Source organism: Streptomyces collinus (assembly GCF_031348265.1).
GTDB lineage: Bacteria > Actinomycetota > Actinomycetes > Streptomycetales > Streptomycetaceae > Streptomyces > Streptomyces collinus.
Genome location: NZ_CP133771.1, coordinates 7128849 through 7153324 on the forward strand (window position 1 = coordinate 7128849; position 24476 = coordinate 7153324).

General features: G+C 73.9%; 25 protein-coding genes. 6 read left to right on the top strand and 19 right to left on the bottom strand.

The genetic code is table 11. The features are described from left to right. Positions 1-50 precede the first annotated feature (50 nt). The 3 genes from RFN52_RS32225 to RFN52_RS32235 all read right to left on the bottom strand — a co-directional run bounded on the left by RFN52_RS32225 (position 51) and on the right by RFN52_RS32235 (position 2740). Positions 51-959, bottom strand: a complete 909-nt coding sequence (locus tag RFN52_RS32225; protein WP_184851526.1) for a hypothetical protein — start codon at positions 957-959, stop codon at positions 51-53. A 179-nt stretch (positions 960-1138) separates the two neighbouring features. Beyond that, the gene (locus RFN52_RS32230; RefSeq protein WP_184851528.1) at positions 1139-1624 is read right to left on the bottom strand and encodes a DUF4913 domain-containing protein; all 486 of its coding nucleotides are present in this window, start codon (positions 1622-1624) and stop codon (positions 1139-1141) included. Between the two features lie 81 nt (positions 1625-1705). After that, on the bottom strand, positions 1706-2740 hold the full coding sequence (locus RFN52_RS32235) for a C40 family peptidase (protein WP_184851530.1): 1035 nt from the start codon (positions 2738-2740) through the stop codon (positions 1706-1708). A gap of 146 nt (positions 2741-2886) precedes the next feature. Here RFN52_RS32235 and RFN52_RS32240 point away from each other — a divergent pair, with 146 nt between their 5' ends. Then, positions 2887-3279, top strand: coding sequence for a hypothetical protein (locus tag RFN52_RS32240; RefSeq protein WP_184851532.1), 393 nt, complete (start codon positions 2887-2889; stop codon positions 3277-3279). Then, on the top strand, positions 3276-4556 hold the full coding sequence (locus RFN52_RS32245; protein ID WP_184851534.1) for a DUF418 domain-containing protein: 1281 nt from the start codon (positions 3276-3278) through the stop codon (positions 4554-4556). The genes RFN52_RS32240 and RFN52_RS32245 overlap by 4 nt, the downstream gene beginning before the upstream one ends. On the opposite strand, the gene RFN52_RS32250 is transcribed toward RFN52_RS32245, so the two are convergent. From RFN52_RS32250 to RFN52_RS32285, 8 genes are all read right to left on the bottom strand, one after another. Then, a complete protein-coding gene (locus RFN52_RS32250; RefSeq protein ID WP_184854106.1) occupies positions 4459-6189 on the bottom strand; it encodes a type IV secretory system conjugative DNA transfer family protein in 1731 nt (576 codons plus the stop codon). The genes RFN52_RS32245 and RFN52_RS32250 overlap by 98 nt on opposite strands. 74 nt (positions 6190-6263) lie before the next feature. Continuing rightward, entirely contained in the window at positions 6264-7832 is a 1569-nt protein-coding gene (locus RFN52_RS32255) for a putative type IV secretion/conjugal transfer ATPase (RefSeq protein ID WP_374050224.1), read from the bottom strand. Positions 7833-8041: 209 nt separating this feature from the next. After that, positions 8042-9535, bottom strand: a complete 1494-nt coding sequence (locus tag RFN52_RS32260; protein ID WP_184851538.1) for an SCO6880 family protein — start codon at positions 9533-9535, stop codon at positions 8042-8044. Positions 9536-9717: 182 nt separating this feature from the next. After that, entirely contained in the window at positions 9718-10935 is a 1218-nt protein-coding gene (locus RFN52_RS32265; protein ID WP_184851540.1) for a hypothetical protein, read from the bottom strand. Between the two features lies 1 nt (position 10936). Next, entirely contained in the window at positions 10937-11755 is an 819-nt protein-coding gene (locus tag RFN52_RS32270) for a DUF8175 domain-containg protein (RefSeq protein WP_184851542.1), read from the bottom strand. A 23-nt stretch (positions 11756-11778) separates the two neighbouring features. Then, positions 11779-12063 (bottom strand): hypothetical protein, encoded by a 285-nt coding sequence (locus RFN52_RS32275; RefSeq protein ID WP_184851544.1) that lies wholly within the window; start codon positions 12061-12063, stop codon positions 11779-11781. Between the two features lie 85 nt (positions 12064-12148). Further along, positions 12149-12439, bottom strand: a complete 291-nt coding sequence (locus tag RFN52_RS32280) for a hypothetical protein (protein WP_184851546.1) — start codon at positions 12437-12439, stop codon at positions 12149-12151. Further along, a complete protein-coding gene (locus RFN52_RS32285; RefSeq protein ID WP_184851548.1) occupies positions 12436-12894 on the bottom strand; it encodes a hypothetical protein in 459 nt (152 codons plus the stop codon). The genes RFN52_RS32280 and RFN52_RS32285 overlap by 4 nt, the downstream gene beginning before the upstream one ends. Positions 12895-13575: 681 nt before the next feature. Between RFN52_RS32285 and RFN52_RS32290 the strand changes: the two genes are divergently transcribed. The 3 genes from RFN52_RS32290 to RFN52_RS32300 all read left to right on the top strand — a co-directional run bounded on the left by RFN52_RS32290 (position 13576) and on the right by RFN52_RS32300 (position 16050). Further along, a complete protein-coding gene (locus RFN52_RS32290) occupies positions 13576-14463 on the top strand; it encodes a lytic transglycosylase domain-containing protein (RefSeq protein ID WP_184851550.1) in 888 nt (295 codons plus the stop codon). A 21-nt stretch (positions 14464-14484) separates the two neighbouring features. Beyond that, entirely contained in the window at positions 14485-15351 is an 867-nt protein-coding gene (locus RFN52_RS32295) for a hypothetical protein (RefSeq protein ID WP_184851552.1), read from the top strand. A gap of 153 nt (positions 15352-15504) precedes the next feature. Next, the gene (locus RFN52_RS32300) at positions 15505-16050 is read left to right on the top strand and encodes a sigma-70 family RNA polymerase sigma factor (RefSeq protein WP_184851554.1); all 546 of its coding nucleotides are present in this window, start codon (positions 15505-15507) and stop codon (positions 16048-16050) included. 46 nt (positions 16051-16096) lie between these two features. On the opposite strand, the gene RFN52_RS32305 is transcribed toward RFN52_RS32300, so the two are convergent. The 5 genes from RFN52_RS32305 to RFN52_RS32325 form a co-directional block, all read right to left on the bottom strand. Continuing rightward, complete coding sequence (locus tag RFN52_RS32305) at positions 16097-16522, bottom strand: acyl-CoA thioesterase (protein WP_184851556.1); 426 nt, start codon at positions 16520-16522, stop codon at positions 16097-16099. 58 nt (positions 16523-16580) lie between these two features. Beyond that, entirely contained in the window at positions 16581-17216 is a 636-nt protein-coding gene (locus RFN52_RS32310; RefSeq protein ID WP_184851558.1) for a hypothetical protein, read from the bottom strand. A gap of 59 nt (positions 17217-17275) precedes the next feature. Continuing rightward, on the bottom strand, positions 17276-18127 hold the full coding sequence (locus tag RFN52_RS32315) for a cytochrome c oxidase assembly protein (RefSeq protein ID WP_184851560.1): 852 nt from the start codon (positions 18125-18127) through the stop codon (positions 17276-17278). Then, positions 18127-18690, bottom strand: coding sequence for a DUF2243 domain-containing protein (locus RFN52_RS32320; RefSeq protein WP_184851562.1), 564 nt, complete (start codon positions 18688-18690; stop codon positions 18127-18129). Before RFN52_RS32320 ends, RFN52_RS32315 begins: the two co-directional genes overlap by 1 nt. A 141-nt stretch (positions 18691-18831) precedes the next feature. Further along, entirely contained in the window at positions 18832-20040 is a 1209-nt protein-coding gene (locus RFN52_RS32325) for a pyridoxal phosphate-dependent aminotransferase (protein ID WP_184851564.1), read from the bottom strand. Between the two features lie 87 nt (positions 20041-20127). On the opposite strand from RFN52_RS32325, the gene RFN52_RS32330 reads away from it, so the two are divergent. Then, positions 20128-20754: a winged helix-turn-helix transcriptional regulator gene (locus tag RFN52_RS32330; protein ID WP_184851566.1), complete on the top strand. Its 627-nt coding sequence runs from the start codon at positions 20128-20130 to the stop codon at positions 20752-20754. An 82-nt stretch (positions 20755-20836) separates the two neighbouring features. On the opposite strand, the gene RFN52_RS32335 is transcribed toward RFN52_RS32330, so the two are convergent. From RFN52_RS32335 to RFN52_RS32345, 3 genes are read right to left on the bottom strand one after another with little or no spacing between them, the layout of a single operon-like run. Next, positions 20837-21625 carry a hypothetical protein gene (locus RFN52_RS32335; RefSeq protein WP_184851568.1) on the bottom strand — a complete coding sequence of 263 codons (789 nt, stop codon included), beginning with the start codon at positions 21623-21625 and terminating at the stop codon, positions 20837-20839. Further along, entirely contained in the window at positions 21625-22890 is a 1266-nt protein-coding gene (locus RFN52_RS32340) for a VWA domain-containing protein (protein ID WP_184851570.1), read from the bottom strand. Before RFN52_RS32340 ends, RFN52_RS32335 begins: the two co-directional genes overlap by 1 nt. Before the next feature lie 44 nt (positions 22891-22934). After that, entirely contained in the window at positions 22935-24428 is a 1494-nt protein-coding gene (locus RFN52_RS32345; RefSeq protein WP_184851572.1) for an IucA/IucC family protein, read from the bottom strand. Positions 24429-24476 lie beyond the last annotated feature (48 nt).

A 24476-nucleotide genomic window follows, 5' to 3' on the forward strand; every position in this document is an offset into this window, starting at 1 on the left:
GTTCAGCCCCGGCACGCCCCCACCGGACGGTGGCGCGGTGTGCGGTGTCCCTAGCGGCCGTTGCCGGCAGGCTTCTTGCCCTGGGCCTTCGCGGACAGCTGCGGCTGTGCCGGCTGCTGACTGCTCACGCGTCCGCTGGAGGTGCCGGCCGGGCTGAAGTTCCCGGCCGGGGTGTTGTTGGCCGGGGCGTTGCCGGCCGGCGCCGACAGTGACGAAGTGGAGGACGGCGGCGCCGGGGCCGGGGTGAACCCGGGCGGATACTGCCCCGGCTGGTTGCCGAGCACCGGGTTGCGGTGCATCCCGTACATCTCGTAGCCGGGGTCCTCCGCCGCCCGTCCCGGGTCGGTGTGGGCGTGGTGCATGACGTCGGTCATCGTGGCCCCTCCGGCCACCCACGAACCCGCTCCGCCGACCATCTTGGTCGTCGAGGACTCCTGGTCGGCCACGGCGGCGTAGGTGTTCAGCGCCGTGGAAGCGAGCCTGCCGAGGCTCGCGCCGACCTGGACCGGGTCCACGTGGCCGCCCGCCCGCGCCTGCTTGGCCTGGCCGTAGAGCTCGTAGCCCGCCACTCCGGCCTGCGTGGCTATGCCGACGCCGTTCACGATCGTGGCGGCCCGGCCGGACGTGAACGACGAGGCGCCCTGGATGATCGTCGGTGTGACGTCGACCAGTGCCTTGACGATGCGGGACTTGTTCTCCGCGACCCACGCGGCGGCGCTCTTGCTCCACCGCGCGACCTGCCGGCCCTTCGGCTGGGCCGTGTTGACCGCGTAGAACTGCCGGGCGGACTGGTCGTACACGCCGGTGCCGGCGTCGGCGAACAGCGGGGGCGCGTCGTCCGGGACCGCCGCGCTGGAGACCCGGGCCCGCGCCCGCCTTCCATCGTCGGAAATCCTGACCGACGAGTAAGAACTGGCGTTTGAATTGGCGCTGTCGTCCGAGTGTTCGGATCCTGCCATGTCACCCTTCCTTCCGGGAGGTGAGCGCTCCCTGGGGGGAGCCTGTGACGGTGCCGGGTCCGGCACCGCCGACCGGATGGCTGTACCGATCGGGAACCACAACGGGGCGGCGGGGCGGACGGTTCATCACCTTCCGCCCGTACCTGCCGATCGCCCGGGCGCCCGCCCGGCGGCCAGGGTCACGACCACGGGGACGGCGGCGGGGGAGGAGGCGGCGGTCCGAAGGGGTCCGTCGTCTCCACGGTGGGTTTCTCCTTCGGGCGGTGCATGCCGGGCTTGCAGCCCGCGAACGGGCCCTGCGGGTCCCGCAGGGTGCCCATGACCGACGACAGGTGGTCGCGGTGCCAGACGGCCGGGCCGGTCATGTCGGAGCCGGGCCCGGTGAGATCACCCCAGGCGAGCCACAGGCCGTGCAACTGGGCGACCGCCTCGGGGTGTTCCCACCAGACGGGGCACCAGGGCGACTGCGAGGTGACCTCCCTGCCGTACACCGGCAGCAGCACGTGGTGCGTCCACAGGGTCAGTTGGCGCAGCGTCTGCGCGTAGGCGGGTCCGTCCAGGTAGAGGATGAAACGCGGCGGGGCGGGCGGCTCCCCGCCGGACGCCGGGGCGGACGCGTCGGCCGGGGTCCCGGAGCCGGCGGGGGACGTCTGGGTGGTGGACATGGCAATCTCCTGCTGGTGCGTGGCGGCTGGAGGACCGGTGCTCCGGGGCGTCGCGTGCCCGCCGGAGCCGTGTACGGGAGGTCAGGCGTCGGGCCGCACCACCCCGAGGATCTGCATCGACCCGGCCGGTGCCACCGTCACCCGACGCCCCGGGCGAGGGGCGTGGATCATCCGGCCGTCGCCGATGTAGAGCGAGACATGACTGGCGTCGGCGTTGTAGATGATCAGGTCACCGGGGCGCATCTTCCCCACCGGGACGCGGTGCAGCAGCCGCCACTGCTCCTGCGAGGTGCGCGGGACGACCACGCCCGCCGCCAGCCACGCCTTCGAGGTGAGACCGGAGCAGTCGTAGGAGTCGGGGCCCTCGGCGCCCCAGACGTACGGCTTGCCGAGCTCCCCGGTAGCGAAGGCCACGGCCTCGCGGCCCGCGCTGCTGCCCTCGGTGCCCCCGCCGTCGAGGACGCCCGACCGCACCCACTCCGCCTGGGCCTCGTCGGCCGTCCTGCGTTCGAGCGCGGCCAGTTCACGGCGCTGCTTCTGCTCCAGCCGCGACTCCACCGTCCGGGCCTCGTCGATGCGCGAGCGGATCGTCCTGCGGTGCGAGTCCAGGGAACCGCGGTTCCGGCGCAGCCGCTTCAGCTCCTCGGCCGCCGCGTCGCCGCGGGTGCGCAGTTCCTCCTTCGTCGTGGTCAGGGCGCTGATCACCCGCTGGGTACCCAGCTGCGCCCGACGGACCAGGGAGGCGTTGTCCAGCGCGCGTTCCGGATCACCGGCCAGGGCGAACTGCACCTCGGCGGGGACACCGCCCCCGCGGTACTGGGAGCGGGCCGCCGCCCCGGCCAGGCCGGTCAGACGGCTCAGTTTCCGCTCGGCCGCGGCCACTTGGGCCCGGAGCGTGCCGAGGCGCTCCTCCTGCCGGGTGACTTTGCCGTCCAGCGCGTTGTACTTCTCCGTGGCGACCTCGGCCCGGTGGTAGAGGCGGTCGAGTTCGGCGCGCACCTCGGCGAGGGTCTGCGGTTCGGCGACGGCGGGCTGGTGGAGCGTCGCCGTCAGGGCCAGGGCCAGCGTGACGACGGCCGCCGTCCGGCGGCCGTGCGCGCCCGGGATCTGTCTCATGCGGTTCGTGGCTCCTTCTTGGCTCCTTCGAGGTCATCGGGCCACCCGCACAACGGCCGCGTGGCCCGCGGAGGTTCAAGGGCGGTGTGAACCGGCTTGGCCCCGCGGCCCGTTGTGCCCTCAGGGCACCGGGTGAAGGGATTGATGTGAACGCACAGGTGGTGCTGCTCGCGCTGGGTACGGGGCTCGGCCTCGGCAGTCTGCCGGCCGTGATCCGGGCGCCGGCGACCGCCGCCGCCCGGTGGGCGCGCGGCCGGCGGGTGACGGGGCGGGGGACGGCCCGCGCGGCGACCGACCCGCGGCGCGGCGGGCTGGTGCTGTTCTCCGACCACCTGGGAAGGGACGTCGTCCTCGATCCGGGCCCGCTCGGGCCGATCTGCGGCATGCCCCCGGTCGGCGGCAGCGTGCCGGTCGTGTACGCGCGCGATCGGCCCACCGGGGCCAGACTGTGGACGTCCCGGCACCTGCTGGCCCCGTCGTTCGGCTGGTTCCTGTCCGCCACACTGGCGTTCGGCACCGAGGTCGTGACGGCCGGGTGAGCCGGGCCGGTGCTCCGCGGGTCGGCGAACTCGACGTGCTGCGCGGGTTCGCCCTCTTCGGCATCCTCGTGGTCAACGCCCTGCTCGTGGCGGGCCCGTCCACGGTCTTCGGCGGCGGACCGGGGGCGCCCGCCCCGGACCGGGTCGCCGGGTGGCTGGTGACCGCGCTGGTCACCGCCAAGTTCTACGTCCTGTTCTCCTTCCTCTTCGGCTACAGCTTCGTCTTCCAGGCCCGAGCCGCGCGCCGGGCCGGTGCCGCCTTCGCCCCTCGCCATCTGCGGCGCACGGCAGGCCTGTTCGTTCTGGGCGCGCTCCACGCGGTCCTTCTGTACCCCGGGGACGTCCTGACGACGTACGCCGTCCTCGCCCTGGTGCTGTACGGGCTGAGAGGGCTCACCGTCCGCGCCGCGCTGAGGCTCGCGGCCACCCTGCTGCTGCTCCTGTCGGCGCTGCTGCTCGGGTACGGGCTGCTGACCGTCGCCCTCACCGAGCCGGTCACCGCCACCGCGTACGCACCCCGGGCCGCCGAGCGCGCCGCCGCCTACCGGGGCGACGCCGCCTCGGTGCTCGGCACCCACGTGCGGGACCTGCCGGCCGCGCTCGGCACCGGCCTGCTGTACGCGCCCGCCATGCTGGCCGCGTTCCTCGGCGGGCTGGCGGCGGCGAAGAGCCGGCTGGCCGAGCGGCGCGGCCGGGACCGTGTGTGGCTGCGCCGGACCGCCCTGCGCACGCTGCCCCTGGGCCTCGGCGGTGGTGCGGTCGCCGCGTGCTGCGCGAGCGGGCCGCTGGACGGTCGCTGGTTCCTGGTCGGGCAGGCCGTGAGCGTCCTGACCGCCCCGGCGCTCGCCACGTCGTATGCCTGCGGTCTGCTCCTGCTGCTGCGGCGGGCCGGGGACCGCGTCCCGGCGGCGGCCGGTGTGCTCGCCGCCGCCGGGCGCGTGGCGCTCAGCCACTACCTCACCCAGTCACTCGTCCTCGCCTGGGTGTTCTCCGGATACGGGCCGGGGCTCCACGACCGCGTCGGCACGGTCGCGGTCCTGGCCGGGTGCGTCCTGCTCTACGCCGTGCAGCTGGCGCTCGGCGCGTGGCTCGCGGCGCGGACGCGGTACGGGCCGGCCGAGCACCTGCTGCGCGCCGTCACCCGGGGACGGCGCCGCCCCCGGGCCGTTCCGCGCGGGGTCACGACACCTGCTTGGACAGCGGCACCCCCTGCGGCCCCGGCGGACCCGGAACAGCGCGCGGACCGGACGGGAGACGGCGTGCGGCCCGCTCCGTGATGGCCGCCGTCTCCGCCTTCGCCGCCGCCGAGATCGCCGCCGCGCCGGGCTCCTTGTACCAGGGGCGCAGCCGGATGAGCGCGGGCTTGACGCCGGTGGCGAGCAGCAGGGCCGTGCCCTTGGGCAGGGCACGGATGCGGTCCGGCGGCAGGACGGCCTCCTGGCGGTAGGAGTACGACCGGGACGTGCCCTCCTTGCCGCGCGAGACGGTGGGGGTGCGGACGTCGTGCTGGCCGACGAGCGTGGAGATCTTCTGCACGAAGTCGGCGTCGTCCAGACCCGCGCCGAGGAGCTTGACCGTCGCCGCGCTCCACAGCGCGTCCATGCCGACCTCGCCCCACACCCGGGCGCCCTGCCGGTAACTCTGCAGCAGCGTGACGACGTTGATGCCCCGGGAGCCGAAGTGCGAGTACAGGTCGGGCAGATCGGAGATGCGGCAGACGTTGGCGGCCTCGTCGAGGACCGCGGTCAGCGGCGGATCCAGCCGGCCGCCCATGCGCTCGGCGGCGACCACACCGGCCCGCATCGTCGCGTCGGCGAGCCCGGCGATGACGCCGGCCGCGGAACCGCCGCCGTCCTTGGACAGCAGGTAGAGCGTGTCCCGGCCGAGGACGTGCCGGTCGGGGCGGAACTCCGGGAGCCGGGGGTCGGGTGTGACCCAGGCGAGGATCTCCGGGTCGAGCAGGCAGGACACGGTCTGGCGGGCGGTCTCGTAGATGCCGTCCCGGGTCTCGACCGCACCGCGGACGGTGCCCTGCAACTGCTCGGCCATCGCCGCGAGTCCGGCGTCGCGCAGCAGGTCGACCGGGGTGCGGTCGGCGGGGTCGGCGAGCCAGCCGAGCAGTTCGGGCAGGCGGGTGCCGCTGCGGGCCGCCGCCAGGAAGAGAGCCGTGAGGGTGTTCTGGGCGGCCGAGATCCAGAAGTCCTTCTTCGCCGTGTCGTCGTTGACGGACGCCACGAAGTGACCGGCCATGCGGCGGGAGCCCTCGATGGTGTGGCACTCGCCCAGCAGGTCCCACCACAGGGCGCGCGGGGTGTGCGCGATGCCCTGCGGGTCGAACGTCCAGACCGTGCCCGCCTTCTCGCGTTCGGCGCGGGTGACGGCGTACACGTCCGACTTGTTGGACGTGAGCAGGACCGCGCCCTGGGCGCGCAGCACCCGGGGGACCGCGATGCCGGTGGACTTGCCGGCCCGCGGCGCCATCAGGTCGAGCTCCACGTCCTCGTGACTGCTGCGCAACTCGGGCCCGTTGGGCACGAGGTCGCCCAGGAGGTTGCCGGTCTCGTCCGGGTGGAGCCGGTCACGGCCGCCCAGGGTGGGGCGCAGTTCGCGGGCGCGGCCCTCGATGCCCTTGGGGCACATCGCGGCGAGTTCGCGCCGCCCTGCCAGGCCCTTGGTGCGGCCGGCCCGGCCCAGCAGGACACGCAGCAGCAGAGCTACGGGCAGGGCGACGAGCGCGAGCAGGCCGAGCATGCCCCCGTAGAGCGCCGCGGCCGGTGTCCCTGGCCACAGGCCGCCGGGCCCGTCGGTGGCCAGTCGCGTCACGGTGGACAGGGCGAACGCGGGGCTGTGCCAGCCGTTGCCGGTCAGCCCGGACCCGAGGGTCCCGCCGGACCAGACGACGGTGAACATGACCAGACCGGTCCCGGCGAGCGCCACGATCGCCCATGGCAGCTGCTCGTGCGCGCTGCCGGTGCCCGGAGCCCTCACGAGGTCCACCTCCCCGCGTCGCCGCCGGCCGCCGGGCCCTCGGGCCCGGTGGGCAGCGCGTACGCCCCCTCCCGGGCGGCCCGGGCCACCTGCGCGGCGGTGTGGGCGAGTTCCTGCTCGACGGCCCGCTCGACGGTCTTCTCGTTCGGCGTCCACCGGGTGTTGGTGTCGTGCAGCCGGCGTTCGGCGTCGGTGATGGCGACCTTGATCGGGATGCCGGGGCGCCCGCCGACCTTGATGAGGAAGCGGCCCCGGCCGGGCGGCTCCTCGTGCTCGCCCGAGACCCCCCAGCCGGGTGGGGAGGACCACGACGACACGAGCTCGATCTCGCGCCGGGACAGCCCCACCACCTTGCCGAGATCCTCCATCTCCGCCTTCGGCAGCCCCGCGCACACCACCATCCCCGCCCGCTCCACGAACCCCCGGGCCTTGGCCCGGTCGGCGTCGGTGCCGAGGGCCTCGGCGTCCTTGAGCGTGTGGGTGATCTTGGCGTCGCCCAGGCCGAGGGAGCGGTTCAGACGTGTCAGTGCGTCGATGCGGTCGACGATGCCGGAGGCCGCGCGCAGCGGGCGCCACAACTCGTCGAGCACCGTGAAGAACCAGCGCCGCGGTTCGAGGCCGGCGTCCGCGAGAGCGTGCGAGGCGGCCACCGTGCCGAGCCCGTCGGACCAGGCGGCGAGCATCGCGGCGGCGGTCAGCTGGGTGTCGGCCTCGCCGATGCCGGAGATGTCGATGCACACCGCCGGGGCGGCCGGGTCGATGCGCGTGGAGGTCTCGGAGGCGAACGTGTCGCCCAGCGGACCGTCGAGGATGCCCAGCAGGGAGCGGTGCAGCGGGTCGACGGCGTCCCGGTAGCGGGCGTCGTCCCCCCGGTCGAGGGTGACGGCGCGCACCCGGTCGGGGCCCTCGGCGAGCACCCTGAGCACGTCCGGCAGCAGCACCGTACGGCCCTGCGGGCTGCGTTCGCGCAGGTGGTGCAGGACGGCGGAGAGCACGGACTGCTCGTGGTCGTCCATCGGCCGGCCGCGCACGATGGTGATCAGCGCGGCCACCATGTTCAGCACCCGGCCGTGCGTCTCGGCCTTCAGCACCTCGCCCGCCTCGCCGCCGATCCGGGCCGCCGCCGCGCCCATGGCGCCGGGGTCGAGGACGTTGATGCCGCCCCGGCCGCGGCCGATGGAGATCACCTGGCCACCCAGGGCGCGGACGGTGTCGGCGTAGTCGGGCTTGAGGTCACCGAGGACCAGCGGGACGACCCCGGTCGCGGACAGACCGATCAGCATGCGGTTGACGAGCGTGGACTTGCCCAGGCCCGGCATGCCGAGCATGAACAGTGAAGGGTTGGAGATGTAGCGGGCCCGGGTGAACCAGTTCAACGGGTCGCCGCAGACCGTGGCCCCGGTGAACAGGTGCTGTCCCAGCGGTACGCCCGTCATGGGCGAGCCGGAACCGGCGGCGAACGGCCACATGCCGCACGCCTGCACGGTAGTGGCCCGCCACATGGTCGGCGGGTCCAGATAGCCGACCCGCCCACCCCCGGGCCCGTACCAGCCGCGCGGCGGCACGAAAAGCCCGCGCGGACGGGACCCGCTCTCATTCCGGCCTTTCCGGCCCCTGCGGCTCCGCCCGCCGCCGTCCTCGCCCGGCCCCTCGCCCCGCCCGGGCTCGACCGGCCGGGCGGCACCCGCTCCGGCGCGCAACGCGCCCAGTTCCTCGCGCGCCTGCAACTCGGCCAGCCGGTCGGCCTGTTCGGCCCGCTTCTCCTCGCGCCGGCTCACAGCGCCTCCTGCAGTTCGTGGGGGATCAGGGTCTGCTCCCACGGAAGGATCCCGGCGGGCAGTGTGCAGCTGAACGCCGCCGCCTGCATCCGGTCCGCGGGCCGCATCAGCACCCGGGAGGCCGCCGTCAGATTGCGCACGGTGACGCTCGCGTCGGCGAGCTGCTCCATGGTGTCGACGGTGACCGTCAGCATGAGCGAGAACTCCACGAGCCCCGCGCCCGACGCCTCCTCGGCCGCGGTCTGCTCCGCCGCCCGCATCTCCGAGGCCGCGCGGGCCTGCACCATGCCCCGGCCCGACGTCGCCATGAACTGGGCGCTGCGCCGGTCCGCCTCGACGATCCGGGCCGAGGTGGCCGGGTCGATCGGCCGGTACACGAGAGCGATCCGCTTGCGCCGGGTGCCGGGCGCCGCCTCCAGCATGCCCCGCAGCACCGAGGACCGGACGGTGCCGCGCGGCGCGAGCGTCATCAGCCAGGTCCGGGAGACCCCCGAGTCGTGCTGGTAGCTGCCCACGGTCTCGACGGCGGCGGCGGGACCGGCGTCCTCCCACTCCAGGCCCGTGCCGCCGTGCCGGGCCCGGGCGTCGAGGACGTCGGCGGCGACCGCCGGGTCGTAGGCCACCCGTACGACCTCCGCGATCCGTTCCGCCGACAGCGGGTAGGCCGCTCCGCCGCCGGCTGCCACCAGACCGCTGAGCAGACCGGGGATGCGGATGGCGAGGTCCGTGATCACGTCCTCCTTCTTCCGGCGCTGGTTGGCGGGCACGCCGTAGGTGAGGCTGACGTACGTGTGCATCTCGGAGGACGCGGTGGGGTACCGCTCGACGACCTCCTCCATCACGGCCCGGGCCGCGGCCGGCGCGTTCGCCCGGATGCGGGGCAGCACCTCGTGGGCGAGCCGGGTGCCGGGGTCGGGGGCGGTCTCCACGATCACCGACGCGCCGCGCAGCCCGGGCTCGTGGGCCAGCCGGGCCAGCCACTCGCCCCACAGGGCGACCCAGACGTCCACCTGGTCGGGGTCGACGAGCGCACCGCCGTCGGGGTCGCAGCCCAGCACGATCGTGTAGAGGTTGCGGCTCGGGTGGTGCAGCACGCCGAAGGGGCGGTCGTAGGCGTCCCGGCCCTCGGTCGCGTCCACCTTGTTGAGCAGCCCCGGCGGACGGAACCGGCCGCCGGGCCGGGCGGACAGCGGCCCGGAGACGTACAGGTGCGCCCCCTTGGCTTTGCGCCGCCGCCAGCCGATGCGCAGGGCCATCAGCTGGTAGACGTTGCGGCCGTCCTGGGTGCGGACGGCGAGCGGGACCAGCAGCACCGCGATGGGGGTGAACACCACCATCGCCGCGTACAGCGAGATCAGGGACGCGAGCAGCGTGAGGACGAGCCCGCCGAAGACACCGAAGGTGCCGACGAGCCCGAGCGGGCCGAGCCCGGGACGCCGGGGGCGGCGCCAGTTCCCGTAGGTCGGGTGGGTGACGGCTTCCGTGGACATGAGGGTCCGTTTTCCCTTCGTGGAGGCACTGGAGTGGTGGGGTGACGGGCCGGGGCACGGGCGGCACGGCGAAGGAGGGAGGGGCCGCCGGGCTCCGCGGGGGGATCGGGAGCCCGGCGGCCGTTCGGGGTGCGAGGGGACGGACAGTTCGGCAGGGACGTCGGACCGTCCGGGCCGCAGGGTCAGGTGTTGTGCCCCTTGTCCGGGTCCGCTCCCTCCAGCGAGCCGGATGCGGTGCGGCCGGCGATCTGTGCCGCCGTCACCGCCGCCCCGACGGCGACACCGACCGGACCGCCCGCCGCCGCGGCCGCCCGGCCCGCGCCCGCGGCCGCCCCGCTCCCGCCGCCCGCTCCTGCGCCCGAGGCGCCCGGGCGTCCCGCGCCGCCGGGACCGGGCGCGCCCGGCGCGCCGGACGTCCCGCCCGAGCCCTGCGATCCGCCCGAGCCGCCCGAACCGGACGCCCCCGACGCGCCGCGCGGACCGCTCTGCCCGCCGCTGCCGCCGCTGGAGCCGAGCGAACGGGCACCGGACGCCAGGGACCCGCCGACCGTGGACATCGCCCCGGACATCGCGGACGCCCCGCCGAGTGCGGCGGTGGCGGGCACGACGAGCTTCAGCAGGGCGGGCAGGGCGACGGCGGACAACAGCATCACGCCGATGCCGGCGATGCGTTCGTTGATGTCGCTGCCGCCGTCCCGGCCCGAGCTGATCATGGCCGAACCCGCGTACAGCACCAGCCCGGCCGCCGGTTTGTACAACAGCCAGGCGATCATCCAGCCGAGGTGCTTGCGCCACCAGCCGCCGCCCCAGTCCGTCATCGACGCGGCGGCGGCCAGCGGAAGGGTGCCCAGCAACAGGATCATGACACCGAGCCGGATGTAGAGCAGGATCGTGTGGATGATCCCGGCGATCAGCAGCAGGAAGGCGAGGACCAGCAGCAGGAAGGCCTCGATGCCGTTGCCGTCGGAGCAGGCGCCCACGGCGCTCAGCTGCTTCTCCGCACCCGCGTTGAACAGGTAGGTGGAGTAGTCGTCGGAGAGGGCGGCGGCGGCCGTGACCACGGTGGTGGCGGCACCCGAGACCAGGACGACCCGCATGATGCCCTTCAGCGCGGTGGTGCCGGCCGTCCCGCGCCGCTCGATCGCCATCCGGGCGGACGCGAACAGCAGCGAGCCGACCGCCAGGTACACCACGATCCACTGGGTCTGGCTGTTGATGTCGCGGGCGGTGGTGGTCCCCGAGAGGGTCGGGATGCCGGTGGTCAGCGCCCCGAACACCGCGATGGCGCCCGCGAGTACGGCGTTCGCCACGCCTTCGACGATGGTCCCGATGGGGTCGCCGAGGAAGCTGAAGAATCCGACCGCGATGTCGACGATGGGATTGCCGGTCGGACACGCCATGTCAAACCCCCCAGAGGAGATGGCCGTTGGTCCCCTGGACCGCCTTCACCGGCGTGTGCAGGGCACCGTTGTCGGAGGGCTGCACCTTCCAGTCGCCGCCGCTCCAGCGCAGGGCGACGGAGGTCGTGGCGTAGCCCTGACCGGTTTTGAGCAGCAGCTCCACGGTCGCCGCCGCGCCGGAGTACGCGGGCACCGAGAATCCGGCGTAGGACGCGGCGGACGAGCTGCCGGACCCGGCGTCCCGGCGGGAGCCGGAAGAGGAGCCGGTGTCCCGCGTGCCGCCCGGGGCGTCGTCCCGGACGGTGGACCGCTTGAAGACGAACAGGTCCCGGCCCGGGCCGGCCACGACCTGCTCCTGCACGATCGTCCGCCAGTCGGGTCCGCTCATGTGCGAGGGAATGATGTGGGCGGCCAGCACGGCCCCGGCCGGTGTGTGCGCGAAACACCACCACACGGGACCCTGGGTCAGGGTCGGACCGGCCGACGCCGAGACGGGCACGCGCGCGACACCGAGGGCGCGCCAGTCGACGTCGTCCGGCGGAGACGTGGGCATGACGCCGCCGCGGCTGTCGTCGGTGCGGCAACCGTCGGGCCGGCCGTCCTTCATGGCCGGGGTGCCGGACAGCGGCCCCTTCGACGGCGGGGCGCTCGCGCCGTCGTCCGCGGTGCCCCGGCCCGCCGTCAGGGCGACGATCCCGCTCAGCAGCACGACGACGCCGAGGAACGCCGCCGACACCTGCCAGCCGCGCTGCTTCCAGTACGGTTCCGACGGATCGGACCGGTACCGGCGTGGCTCCCGGTATTCCCTGCTTGTGAACATCTCGATCGTCCCGTCGCCCGAACTCATTTGAAGACGAAGCCGACCAGCGGGCCCGCCGTGGCGACCAGGACGCAGCCGCCGAGCACCATGCCCAGACGGCTCATGTGCTCGGAGCTCTCACCGCGCTTGAGCGAGATGGCCATCATCGTGCCGGTGATCAGCACTCCGGCGACGCCGGCGGCGGTGCCGGCCCAGGCGGCTATGCCGAGCACGGTGTTGACCTTGCTGGTGAGTGCGCCGGGGGCGTTGCTCTTCGGCTGAGGGACACCGGCGGCGAGCAGGGTGGTGGCTTCGTGGAGCAGGGACATGGGATCTCCGGGTGGTCGGCGCCGCGCGTCAGCGGCGGGCGCGGGGAGCGGGTGAGGTGGGTGGTGCGGAGGAGGTGCCCGGCCCTCAGTGGAGGGACAGATCACCGAGGAACGCGACGATCGGGCCGGCTGTCGTGGCGAGCAGGCAGGCGAGGGTGACGAAGAAGAAGCCGCGGAAGTACGTGCCACCCTCGCCCGGTTCGCCGCGCCGCAGCTGGATCGCCATCTGCATGCCGACGATGAGCAGGCCGGCGACCCCCGCTGCCGAGGCGCACCAGGCGAGGATCCCGAGGATGGCGGCGGCGTCGGGGGTCGGGCTGTAGGCGGCGAGCCGCCCGTCGAAGGGCAGGGCGAGGCCCGTGAGGGGGGACGTCATGCTTCGGTTCCTTCACCGTCGGCGCCCACCAGGTCGGCGAGCACGCTGAGTTGCCGGGGCAGGCGCGCGGGCTGACCGCCCACGCGCCAGGCCGGGATCCACGGCACGCGCTGCACGCGCGCGACCGAGCGGACGACCCGGACGCGGCGCAGCAGACCGAGCGGGAGCCGCCCGGGGGCGTCGGCGACGAGGACGACACCCAGCAGGTCGACCCCCTGCGGGGCCTTGCCGTCCCGCAGCGCGCCCAACGCCCGGGACACGGCGCCCAGTCCGCGCATACTCGTCCGGCCGACCAGCATGATCCGGCGCGGCTCGCCCCGCGCGGGATCCGGCCAGCGCGCACCCACGTCGACCCCGCCGAGCGCCTCGGCGAGCGAGGTGGCGCCGGCCCCGCCGTGGGCCTTGACCCACCCGATCTCGTCCCGTGACCTCCGGCGCACCGGGGTGCGCCGCACCGGCTCGTCCCAGGGAGCCTCGCCGCCACCGGGGGACGGGGGCGGGGTCCGGAGGGCGGAGACGGCAGAGCCCTTTCGGGCGGCCTGCCCCTGCCCCGGCCTTGTGCCCGGCGCCGGCCTTGTGCCTGGCCGCGGCCTTGTGCCAGGCGCCGGCCCCGTGTCAGGCGCCGGCCCTGTGCCCGACCTCGGCCCTGTGCTCGGCCCGGGCGCTGTGCCCGACCTCGGCCCTGTGCTCGGCCCCGACGCTGTGCCCGGCCCCGTGCCAGGCCCCGGCAAGGGGCCCGGGCCGGACGCGGGGCCCGGCCCGGACGCGGGGCTCGGGCCGGGCGTCCGCGCGGCGTTCGGAGGCGTCGTGGGGGCGCGACCCGTCGAGAGGGCCGGGCCCTGTCCCGCGCTCGGCGGGGTGCCCGTGCCGGAGGTACCACCGCCGGGGGCCGCCGGCCGTCCGGGCTTCGGCCCCCGGACCCATGACTGCGGGTTCGACGGCGGCGTCGCCTCAGGAGTGCTCATGTGCGGTCAGCCCTCCTTCTCCGCTCGCGCTTCGGCTGTGCTGGATCATCTGATGTCCACGGGTTTGAACTGAATTGCTCCCGGGCCCGTTTCGATCTCCCGAGCCCGTCGACAGCACAACGGGCCGTCCAGCCGTCGCGGTTCAAGGCAAGAGGAAGAAGGCGGGCCCACATGAGCGCGGGCACGGGAGAAAGCGGGGAGGGCGGGACCTCCACCGCCGTCCGGAACACCATCGCCGCCGGTACCGGCTGCGGCTGCCTGCTGTCGCCGCTCGCGCTGCTCGGCACCCTGGTCGTGATCATCATCATCGGCGGGTTCGGGGTCCTGCTGGCGCCGCTCATCGCGCTGATCCTGCTGTTCTCGGGCGGAGGCGGAGACGGTTCCGCCGGTGCGGACGACGCGGACGAGGTGATCGCCGTCTTCAACGGCGACGGCGGCGGCGAACTGGACACCTCGACGGTGCCGGAGGATCTCGTGGACCCGATCGAGGAGGCCGGTGACCTGTGCGGGACGATCGGCCCGGTCGTCATCGCCTCGCAGATCGAGCGGGAGTCCGGCTTCAACCGGGACCTGGTCGGCGAGAACGGCGAGGAGGGCATCTCCCAACTGCCGCCCGCGGTCTTCGAGAAGTACGGCGAGGACGACGACGACAACGACGAGACCTCGGCGTTCGACGCCGAGGACTCGATCATGGCGCAGGGCCGTCATCTGTGTGATCTGGCCGGTCAGGCCCAGCGGATGATCGACGCGAACGAGGCCACCGGCAGCGTCCTGGACCTCGCGCTGGCCGGCTACCACGTGGGGATGGACGCCGTGCGCGCGGCCAAGGGGGTGCCGCAGACGAACGAGGCACAGGGCTACGTCCTCGCCGTCCGGGCCCAGTTCGCCAAGTACGCGGGTGTGGCAGCCCCGCCCCCCGGTGCCACCCCCGGAGTAACCCCGGGCGTCACCCCCGGAGTAACCCCTGGCGTCACCCCCGGAGTCAGCCCGGGCGTCACCCGGGGAACGGACCCGGACCCCACGTCTTCCCCGTCCGCGTCCGCCGCTTCCGGCACTTGAGCATCAGGAGGACTCGCAGCCATGACCCACTTCGCGGTGCGCATCCCGGGTGAGGGACTCGCCGAGATCAACGGCGAGCTCCTGGCCGTCGAAAAGGACGGTTCGGTGCACGAGGCCGTGCTGGACCGTCTGCAACGCCACGCGCAGGAGCGCGGCGCCGCGGTCGAGGCCACGGTGAACGACGGCCCCGCAGGGGCTCACTTCGTGCTTCAGGTGGCACCCGACGGCTCCAGCCGCCTCCTCGACCCGGCGGAGCGGACGGACACGACGGGCCACGCCCCCGGACCACCGCCGGGCCACGCCCCCGAACCGCCGCCGGCTCCCGCCCCCGCCCCCGCTCCCACTCCCACTCCCGTCTCTGCCGTCGCCGCGGCGGTCGCCCGGGCCCGGGCCGCGGCGACGGCTCCTCCCGGACCCGTCCCGCCTCCGCAGCCGTCCCGCCCCCTTGCGCCGGAACTCGCTGACCGGGTGGCGCACATCAACGCGCTGACGGCCGCCGGCCGGATCGAGGAGGCGTCCGCCGAGGCGACCGCCCTGCGCGAGGCACTGACGCGGTCGGCGGGCACGGAGCACCCGAACGCGCTGGAGGCACGGGCCATGGAGGCGTATCTGGCACACCTGCGCGGGGACCACAGGGAGGCGACCGTACTGGCCCTCTCGGTGGCCCGCATCCTGTGCGGCGCCGCCGACCCGGGGGCCCCGGCGGCGATCGCACGGGCGGCGGCCGCCTGGCAGCGGCTGGAGGACGGCAGGGCGGCGGTCATCCATGGCAGCGAACTGCTGCACATGTGGAACCGGTTGCGCGGCCTCGGCCGCCTCGCGCCGGCCGACGAACGGCTGGCCCGCCGGGTGCGCGCCCAGGTGGAGTCGCTGTCGGCCTGCGTGTGACCGGGCGGGCGATGTACGAGGCGTGGACCGAGCGTCAAATGAGCGTCAAACGAGCGTGGAACGCCCCTGACCACACTCCGTTCCACCGGAGGCCCCGGTTCCAGCCGCCACGGCTGGGCGGGCCGCCCCAAGGAGCAGGAGCAGGAGCACACCATGAACGTGACGGTGATCGGGTCCGCGAGCGCCGTGTCGCCCGAGGAACGGGCGCTGAGGAACCTCTACCTGGAGCACGGCCCCGCCCTCTACTCGTACGTGCTGCGCATGCTGGGCGGGGACACCCACCGCACGGAGGACGTCCTCCAGGAGACGCTGCTGCGCTGCTGGAACAAGCAGACGCTCGCCGACGCCGAGGGCATGGCCGTACGCCCCTGGATGTTCCGCATCGCCCGCAACATCGTGATCGACGCACACCGGACGAAGGCGGCCCGCCCGCAGGAGATAGGCGGCGCCGACTGGCTGACCGAACTGGGCAGCGACGCCGACGACATCGAACGGATGCTGTCGTCCATCGTCCTGCACGAGGCCCTCCGGGCCCTGACGCCGGCACACCGCGAGGCCCTGGAGGCCACCTTCTTCGCCGACCGCACCACGCATCAGGCGGCCACGGCGCTGGGCGTCCCCCAGGGCACGGTGAAGTCCCGCGTCTACTACGCCCTGCGCAGCCTGAGAGCGGCTCTGGAGGAACGCGGCGTGCGCTGACCGTCCCGCGCCGCGCGACCGCCCGCCGGTGATCCGGCCCACGGCCCTACGAGAGCCCGAACAGCCCCGGGTCCGACGCCAGCTTCTTGAAGACCTCGGCGGGATCGGCGACCAGCTTGCGCTTCTCCAGGTCCAGGATCCCGCCGACCGCCGTGATCTCCGCGGCCACCGAGCCGTCCGCCTTCAGGACGCTCTGCTCGATCCGGAACGTCTTGCCGCCGCTCCATACGAACGCGCAGGTCACCTCGACCTCGTCACCTGCGAGCAGCTCGCGTTTGTAGCGGATGGTCGTCTCCAGGGCGACCGGACCCACGCCGCTTCCGATGAGGGCGGACTGGCTGATCCCGGCGGCGTGGAGCAGCGACCAGCGGGCGTGCTCCGCGTAGTTCAGGTAGACCGCCTGGTTGAGGTGCCCCTGGACATCGGTCTCGTATCCACGGACGGTCACCGGGACGGAAAACGGCTCGCTCACGGCTTCCCCTTCGGGTTCTCGTGCACTGCACAACGATCCACCGATCTTGGCATGCCCATCACGCCCTGCGCGGTGAAGCCAGCAGATACCGGTTCCCGGTGCGCGGCTCTCGGTGCTCGCTCACCTGCCAGCCTGCCCCCTCCAGGGTGGCCGCGCAGGCCCGGAGCGCCGCGCCGTCCGGCTCGTGCACGGCGACGGCCTCCGGCTGCGGGGTCTCCCGCACGCGGTAGCCCTCGCCCTCCCGCCCCGCCGGAGCGTGCCCGGCCGCCTCCAGAGCCAGCGCGGCGGCCCGCACCAGATGCGTACGCTCCCAGCCGCACGGCCGGTCCGTGCCCCCGCCGGGGTTGGTCATCCGGCGCAGCTCCAGCAGCCCCTGCCAGGCGCTGTGCACCTCACGGCGCCGGGCGGGCCCGGCATCCGCGGCGGTTTCCTCGCCGCCGACGCGTGCGGCGAACACGCCCGTCGGCGTGGGGGCCTCCCCGGGCCCGGCGGGCTCGGGCACCGGCGTGATGCCCTGCCGTACCCGGTGCCCCTCGGGCGTCAGGAAGTGGTCGTGCGGCGGCCGTGGGTGCCGGAAGGCCAGCCCTCGCTTCACCAGTGCCGTCAGCTGCGACTCCGTGCCCCGGAGCCGCCCGGTCACCGGGTCGGCGGCGTCGATGACACGCCGCTGCGCGGCGGTCGGCGGTCGGGTCACGGCGTGCTCCTCTCCGGCCTCGGGCAGTCCCGGGGCCCCTCGCCCCACCTGCTCGAAGGCTACGACCCGCCACTGACATCGCGGGCCGGGACGGCTCCCCGCCACGCACCACGGCCCGTCGCGTGCCGGGGTTCGGGTCGCCACGTGGCGACCAACGCGGCGGCCAGCAGCAACTCGGCCAGGTCACCGCCGTAGTACATGATCTCCGCGCCGCCCTGCACCTGGTCGACCGGCGCGTGGATGTAGACCCGGAAGCCGGCGTACATCAACTGGGAGATCACGGCGTGCGCGGCGACCGCGACGCCGAGGCAGACCAGCCGGGCCCGGACGCCCGGCCTGGCGGGGGCCGGGTCGGGGCCGGCGACGGCGTGGGCGAACAGGCATCCGGAGAGCAGGAAGTGCGCGTGCAGCAGCCAGTGCGCGGCGGGGCTGGTAGCGGTGGCGTTGTACAGGGGGGTGAAGTACAGCACCACGAGGCTGCCCGTGGAGAGGACCAGCGCGACCGCCGGGCGGGCGATCACGCGGGCGGGCAGGCTGTGCAGCACCGCGGTCAGCCGTCGGCCGGAGGGCGCCGGCAGGGTGCGCAGCAGGAGTGTGACGGGGGCGGCCAGGACCAGGGCGAGCGGCGCGTACATGCCGATGAGGAGGTGCTGGGCCATGTGCCCGCGGAAGTCCTCGTGGGCGAAGGGGGCCACGGGCGGCAGCAGCGCGACACCGAGCAGGACGATCCCGCCCAGGAAGAATCCGGTCCGCCACCGGCTCCAGCCGCGGGCCGGATTGCGGTGGCGCGCCCTGCGCACGAGCAGCAGGTAGGCGCCAACGGCGGCGAGCAGCACGAGCGCGGGCGGCAGCCAGTCCAGGGCGCCACCGGCCGCGTCCTGCCCGTGCCCGGGCAGGTGGTGGTGGTCCATCAGCCCTGCCGGCCCGCACTGCGGTCGGCGGGCGCACCGGGGTCGAAGAACCGGCCGCCGCGCTGGAGCAGGTGGCCGACGGCGACCAGCAGGGCGCCCAGGACGAGGAAGCCGATGTCCCACCACATCTGGCCCTCCCCGGCGTGGACGTGGTGGATGCCGAGGACGTGGTGGTCCAGGACGCCCTCCACGAGGTTGAACAGGCCCCAGCCGACGAGCATCCAGCCCCACAGCACCCGGGAGGTCCACACCCGCCGCCGGTCGTGGGTGACCCGCGAGTACAGCACGGCCAGCCCCAGGAGGACCGAAAGCCAGCACACGGTGTGGAAGACGCCGTCCCACAGGGTGTTCATCTCCAGACCGGAGACGGTGTGGGGGTTGTAGTACTTCACCCCGATGCGGTCCTGGTTGGTGCTGGAGAGCATGTGGTGCCACTGCAGCAACTGGTGCAGCAGGATGCCGTCGGCGAACCCGCCCATGCCCACCCCGAGCACGATGCCCGGCAACCGGAGGTCCGCCGGCCGTGGTGTGCCGACCCGGGCTTCACCTTGCGTGGTGGTCATCACTTGTCTCCGCTCCTGCCTGGGGGAAGGACCGAAGACGACGTTCCCTTCTGCGCGGCGCTCACGCCCCGCGCCCGGCCTCCGTCCGGCTCAAAGACCCTTTCCGGTCGTCCCCGCAGATCGGCGGAAAACGCCCGGCGTCTACTGGCGGTACCCGCCGAGGAACCGGCCGATCCGGCCGATCGCCGCCTCCAGGTCGTCCGCTTGCGGCAGGGTCAGGATGCGGAAGTGGTCCGGGGTCGGCCAGTTGAAACCCGTGCCTTGCACGACCTGGATCTTCTCCCGCAGCAGCAGGTCCAGGACGAACTTCTCGTCGTCGTGGATCTTGTGCACCTTCGGGTCGAGACGCGGGAACGCGTACAGCGCGCCCTTGGGCTTCACGCACGTCACGCCGGGGATCTCGTTCAGCTTCTCCCAGGCGACGTTCCGCTGCTCCAGCAGTCGGCCGCCCGGGGTGGTCAGCTCGCGGATGGACTGCCGGCCGCCGAGCGCGGCCTGAATGGCGTACTGGGCGGGCGCGTTGGCGCACAGCCGCATGGAGGCCAGCATGGTGAGGCCCTCCAGGTAGTCCTTGGCGTGCTGCCGCGGTCCCGTGACCACCAGCCAGCCGGAGCGGAAGCCCGCCACGCGGTAGGTCTTGGACAGGCCGCAGAAGGTGAGGACCACCAGGTCGGGGGCGAGGGCGGCGGCCGAGTGGTGCACGGCGTCGTCGTAGAGGATCTGGTCGTAGATCTCGTCGGCGAAGACCATGAGGCCGTGCCGCCGGGCGAGGCCGAGGATGCCCTCGACGATCTCCTTGGGGTAGACGGCGCCGGTCGGGTTGTTCGGGTTGATGATCACCACCGCCTTCGTCCGGTCGGTGATCTTCGACTCCATGTCGTCGAGGTCGGGATACCAGTCGGCCTGCTCGTCGCACAGGTAGTGGACCGCCTTGCCGCCCGCGAGGGTCGTCACCGCCGTCCACAGGGGGAAGTCCGGGGCGGGGATCAGGATCTCGTCGCCGTCCTCGATGAGCGCCTGGACGGCCATCGACACCAGCTCCGAGACGCCGTTGCCGAGGAAGACGTCGTCGACGCCGACCTCCAGGCCGAGGGTCTGGTAGCGCTGGGCGACCGCGCGGCGGGCGGAGAGGATGCCGCGCGAGTCGGTGTAGCCGTGGGCCTGCGGCAGCATCCGGATCATGTCCTGGAGGATCTCCTCGGGAGCCTCGAACCCGAAGAGCGCCGGATTGCCGGTGTTCAGGCGCAGCACGCTGTGGCCCGCCTCCTCCAGCGCGTCGGCCTGCTCGATCACCGGGCCGCGGATCTCGTAACAGACCTCGCTGAGCTTGCTCGACTGCCGGAACTCCATGCGCCGCTTCTCCTCTGCCGAACTGTGTTGCTTGGTTTTACCAAGTACGCGCTTGGAAAGTCCAACAAGTTGTCTAGACTGCGTCGCATGCCACCTCGCCGAAGCTACGACCAGTACTGCTCCGCCGCCCGTGCGCTCGATGTCGTCGGCGACCGCTGGACCCTGCTGATCGTCCGGGAGCTCCTCGCCGGCCCCCGCCGCTACACCGACCTGCACGCGGACCTGCCCGGCGTCAGCACCGACGTACTCGCCTCGCGGCTGAAGGACATGGAGCGCGACGGCCTGTCGACCCGGCGCCGGCTGCCGCCGCCCGGTGCGGCCTTCGTGTACGAACTCACGCCGCGCGGGAGGGAGTTGCTGCCGGTGATACAGGCGCTGGGGGAGTGGGGGCGGTCCGGGCTCGGGGAACGCCGGCCGACGGACGCGGTCCGGGCGCACTGGTTCGCCCTGCCCCTGCTGCGTCTGCTGGACGAGGAGGGGCTCGTCGAAGTCCGCCTGGAGGAAGGCTTGTTCCATCTGCATGCCGGTGCCGAGGAGGGGCCCGTGTACGGCGACGGGCCCGCCCCCGGGGAGCCGGACGCCCGGCTGGCCCTGGACACGGCCACGTGCACGGCCATCGCCCGCGGCGAGCTGAGCCTCGCCCATGCCGTGCGTGCGGGGCGGGTCGAGGTGAGCGGCGAGGGTGCGCTCGCCAAGGCACTGCGCGAGGCATGACAGAAGGCCCGCGGTCAGCGGGCCTTCTGGAAACCGATCAGGCGTAGATCGAGCAGGTGAGGACCGGTCAGGTGCGGGCCGGTCAGGCGGCAGGGGCTCGGGACGGCCGCCCACTGCCGCGCGTCAGCGCGTACCCGCCGACCCCCGCGAGCGCGGCGAGGATCCCGCCGGCCGCGGTCCACACCCACCGGTCCGACCACCAGCCGGACGCCCAGCCGTCCTTGGGTTCGAGACCGGCCGGCACCGCGGCGTCCTCCCGCTCCTGCCCGGGCTTCGTGGCGACGCCCGGCACCAGCGGCTCGGTGAGCGAGCCGTCCACCGCCGCGGATCCGCCGATGTCGCGGGAGTCCACCCGCACTTCGCTGCCGATGGGAAGACCGAGGTCGGCGGTGGCGACGCCGGTGGCCGTCAGCCGGACGTAGTAGGTGCCGGGCAGCGGGTCGTTCTCCCAGGGCTCCGACCAGGCGCGGACCGTGCGCAGCACACAGGCCAGCTCCACGGAGGAGACGTCCGCCGCCGCGGTGCGCGTCTGCGCCCCGTACCGGCAGGCCTGGCGGCGGCGCAGACCGTCGTAGACGTCGATCTGCCAGGTCTGGGACGCGTGGCTCTCCGGGAGCTTCACCGTCGCCTTGACCGTGGGGCGCTGCCCGGTGTCGGCGGGGAACGACCAGTACAGGTAGTCACCGGTGGAGCCGCTCGCCGTGGCCGGCTGCCCCTGCTCGATCTCCGCCGCCGTGCGGAACGACGTACCGGCCTGGGTGCGAGCCGACGCCCCGTCCTGCGACGGGCTCGGCGAGGCGTCGGCCGCCGCCGGGGCGGCCGCCAGGCCGAGGGTCAGCAACGCCGCGCTCAACACTCGTACCATTCGCATCAGTTGGTCCTCCAGACCGCGACCCGCCAGCGCGACAGCCAGCCCCAGACGAGACCGGCGAGGAAGCCGGTGAGGATCAGCACGCCGAGCAGCCACCAGCCGCGGCCGAGGCCGAAGGCGGCCACATCGCCGGCCTGGCTCGGAGCGTCCACCACGTCCACGGTCAGCTCCAGCGGCAGTCCGGGCGTGGTCTTCACGCCGGGGGCCGCCGAGAAGGAGTGCGAGACGCCGAGGCAGACCACCTCGGCGGGAGCGTCCTCGTCGTCGCCCTCCGCCTTCGGATAGCGCAGGCCCGTCGAGATCGCGTCCGTACGGCCGTTGCCCGCCGCCTCGCCGCGTACGATCTCGCGGCCCTTGGACGTCACGGCCCGCATCAGCACGCCGTAGCCGGGGTTCACCGCCCGGTCCGCCGCGACGCTCACCGAGGCGCGCAGCTCCTGCCCCGGCCGCACGTCCACCCGGTACCAGCGCTGCTGCCCGAACTCCTCGCGGTCCGAGTACAGTCCCGACTTCAGCGTCGGCGCCCCGGCGCACCGGTCGGCGCCCTTGGCCGGCACCGGCGTCACCACCGGATCGGCCGCCCGGTCCACCAACTGGTTCACACGGTCGGTGAGTTCGTCCTGGTGCTCGACCGACGTGTAGGTGCCGCCGGTGGCCTCGGCGATGCAGCTCAGCTGCCGGCTCAGCTTGGCGGTCGGCACCAGGCCCAGGGTGTCGATGGTCAGGCCGATGCCCTTGGCCGCTATCTCGCGGGCCACTTCGCACGGGTCGAGGGGCGCGCAGGTGTCCTCGCCGTCGCTGATCAGCACGATGCGCTTGGAGCCGTCGCCGCCGTCCAGATCGCCCGCCGCCTTCAGCAGGGCCGGGCCGATCGGCGTCCAGCCCGTCGGGGTGAGAGTGGCGACGGCCGTCTTGGCCTCGGTGCGGTCGAGCGGGCCGACGGGGTAGAGCTGCGCCGTGTCCTTGCAGCCCGTCTTGCGGTCGTCCCCGGGGTAGTTCGCGCCGAGGGTGCGGATACCGAGTTCGACCTCCTCGGGCGTCGCGTCGAGCACCTCGTTGAACGCCTGCTTCGCGGCGGCCATCCGCGACCGGCCGTCGATGTCCCGGGCGCGCATCGAGCCGCTCACATCGAGGACGAGGTCGACCTTGGGGGCGTCCTGGCCCGTGGGTTCTCCGGCGGCCGCTCCGGCCGGGAAGGCGAGCCCGGCCGTCAGCGTGGCGAGCAGGGCACAGACCCCTGCCACCAGCCGTGTTCTTGTGATCATCGCCGGATCCTATTGATCATCCGGCTCCGCTTCCAAAACGGGTCTCAACGAAGGGGATTGGCCAGTTCCGCCCACTGGTCCCCGGGTGTCCGCGGCGACAGCCGCATCAGCGTCAGTGCCTTCGTGGGCAGGGGATCCGTGCACAGTGCCGCGAGGTCGGGGGTGCGCGGCAGGTCCCGCACGGCCGTCTCCAGGGCCGCCGCGAGCGCCGGGCCCGACCCGGCCGTGCCGGCCAGCGCGCCCGCCACGAGCGAGCCGAACAGCTTGCGGCGCAGCGCGCGTTCGTCGTCCGTGACCATCCGGGCCGGCAGCTCTGGCACCGTGATGCCGTGCCGGGCGAGGCGGGCCGGGCTGACGCGGATGTCGGCCAGGTCGCGGTAGACCAGCCGCAGCGGATCGCCCGCCGCCGACAGGACCACCAGGAGGTTCTGGCCGTGCGCCTCCAGGGCCACGCCCAGCTCCAGCAGCCGCAGTCCGACGGTCAGCGCGAGCCGGGCGAAACCCGCCAGCCAGGCGGGGGAGTGGGGGAGGGCGGTGGTGGCGAGTGCCGCCACCGGCAGGACCCGCTCGCCGCCGCCCGCGTACGTCTGCGGCGACTCCCGCAGGACGGCCGCGAAGTCGGGGGACCCGGCCGCCGCCGCGCCCAGGGTGCGGGTGACGTGCAGCAGGCCGTCCGTGCGCGCCGCCGGAGTCGCGGCGAAGTCCGACAGCATCGCCGACGCGGCCACCGAGGGCAGCGAGATGTCCCGCACCGAGGACGTCAGCCGGGCGCTCAGCGAGGTCTTCACATGCGGCCCGCCGGGCAGGGCCAGCGTCCGCAGGGACATCAGCGGATGCGCGGGGCGCCGTTCCTCGCACACCCGCTTCAGGACGTGCGCCGCCTGCCACGGGTGCACCGGCAGCACCACCCGCTCCCCGTCCCGCAGCTCCCGCGGCCAGACGCCCGTGACCAGGCACTCCTCGGCCCGTACCGGCACCAAGCCCAGCTCCACGACCGGCCGGTGCTCGGGCCCGTAGGCCAGCTGCTCGGCCACCGAGAAGCCGGGCCGGGACCGGCACGTCGGATGGAAGGGATGCCCGTCGGTGATCCGCTGCTCCCACTCCCAGTCGCTCTCCGGCCAGTCGTCCCGGCCGCCCTCCTGCCCCGCTCTCGACAGCGCCAACGAGGCGACACTGTGACCGAGTTCGACGGCGAAGGAGGCGGAGTGCGGTACGGCGAGGTCGGTCATCAGCCGCGCCGGATCCGCGTAGGCCGTCCCGTCGAGCCGTACGGCGGTGACGTACGGGCCGGTGGCGTAGGGATCCGGCCGGGGGCCGTGCAGCAGGCGGCCGTCGGACAGGGACAGCGTCAGACCGTCCCCGTCCTGTTCGCCACGGGTGACCCAGGGCAGCGGATCGTGGGCGAGACCGCGCCACAGCCGGGACAGCACGGCCGCCCGGGCGCCGGGCAGTTCGGCCTCGTACCGCGGCAGCAGCCCGGGCCGTACGACGGACAGCTCGTCGGCGACCTCGGTCTCGGCGGAGGGGGGACGGTGCACGGGCGGGCTCCTCGGGTACGAATAGGGGCGTCACAGCGGAATGGCGAC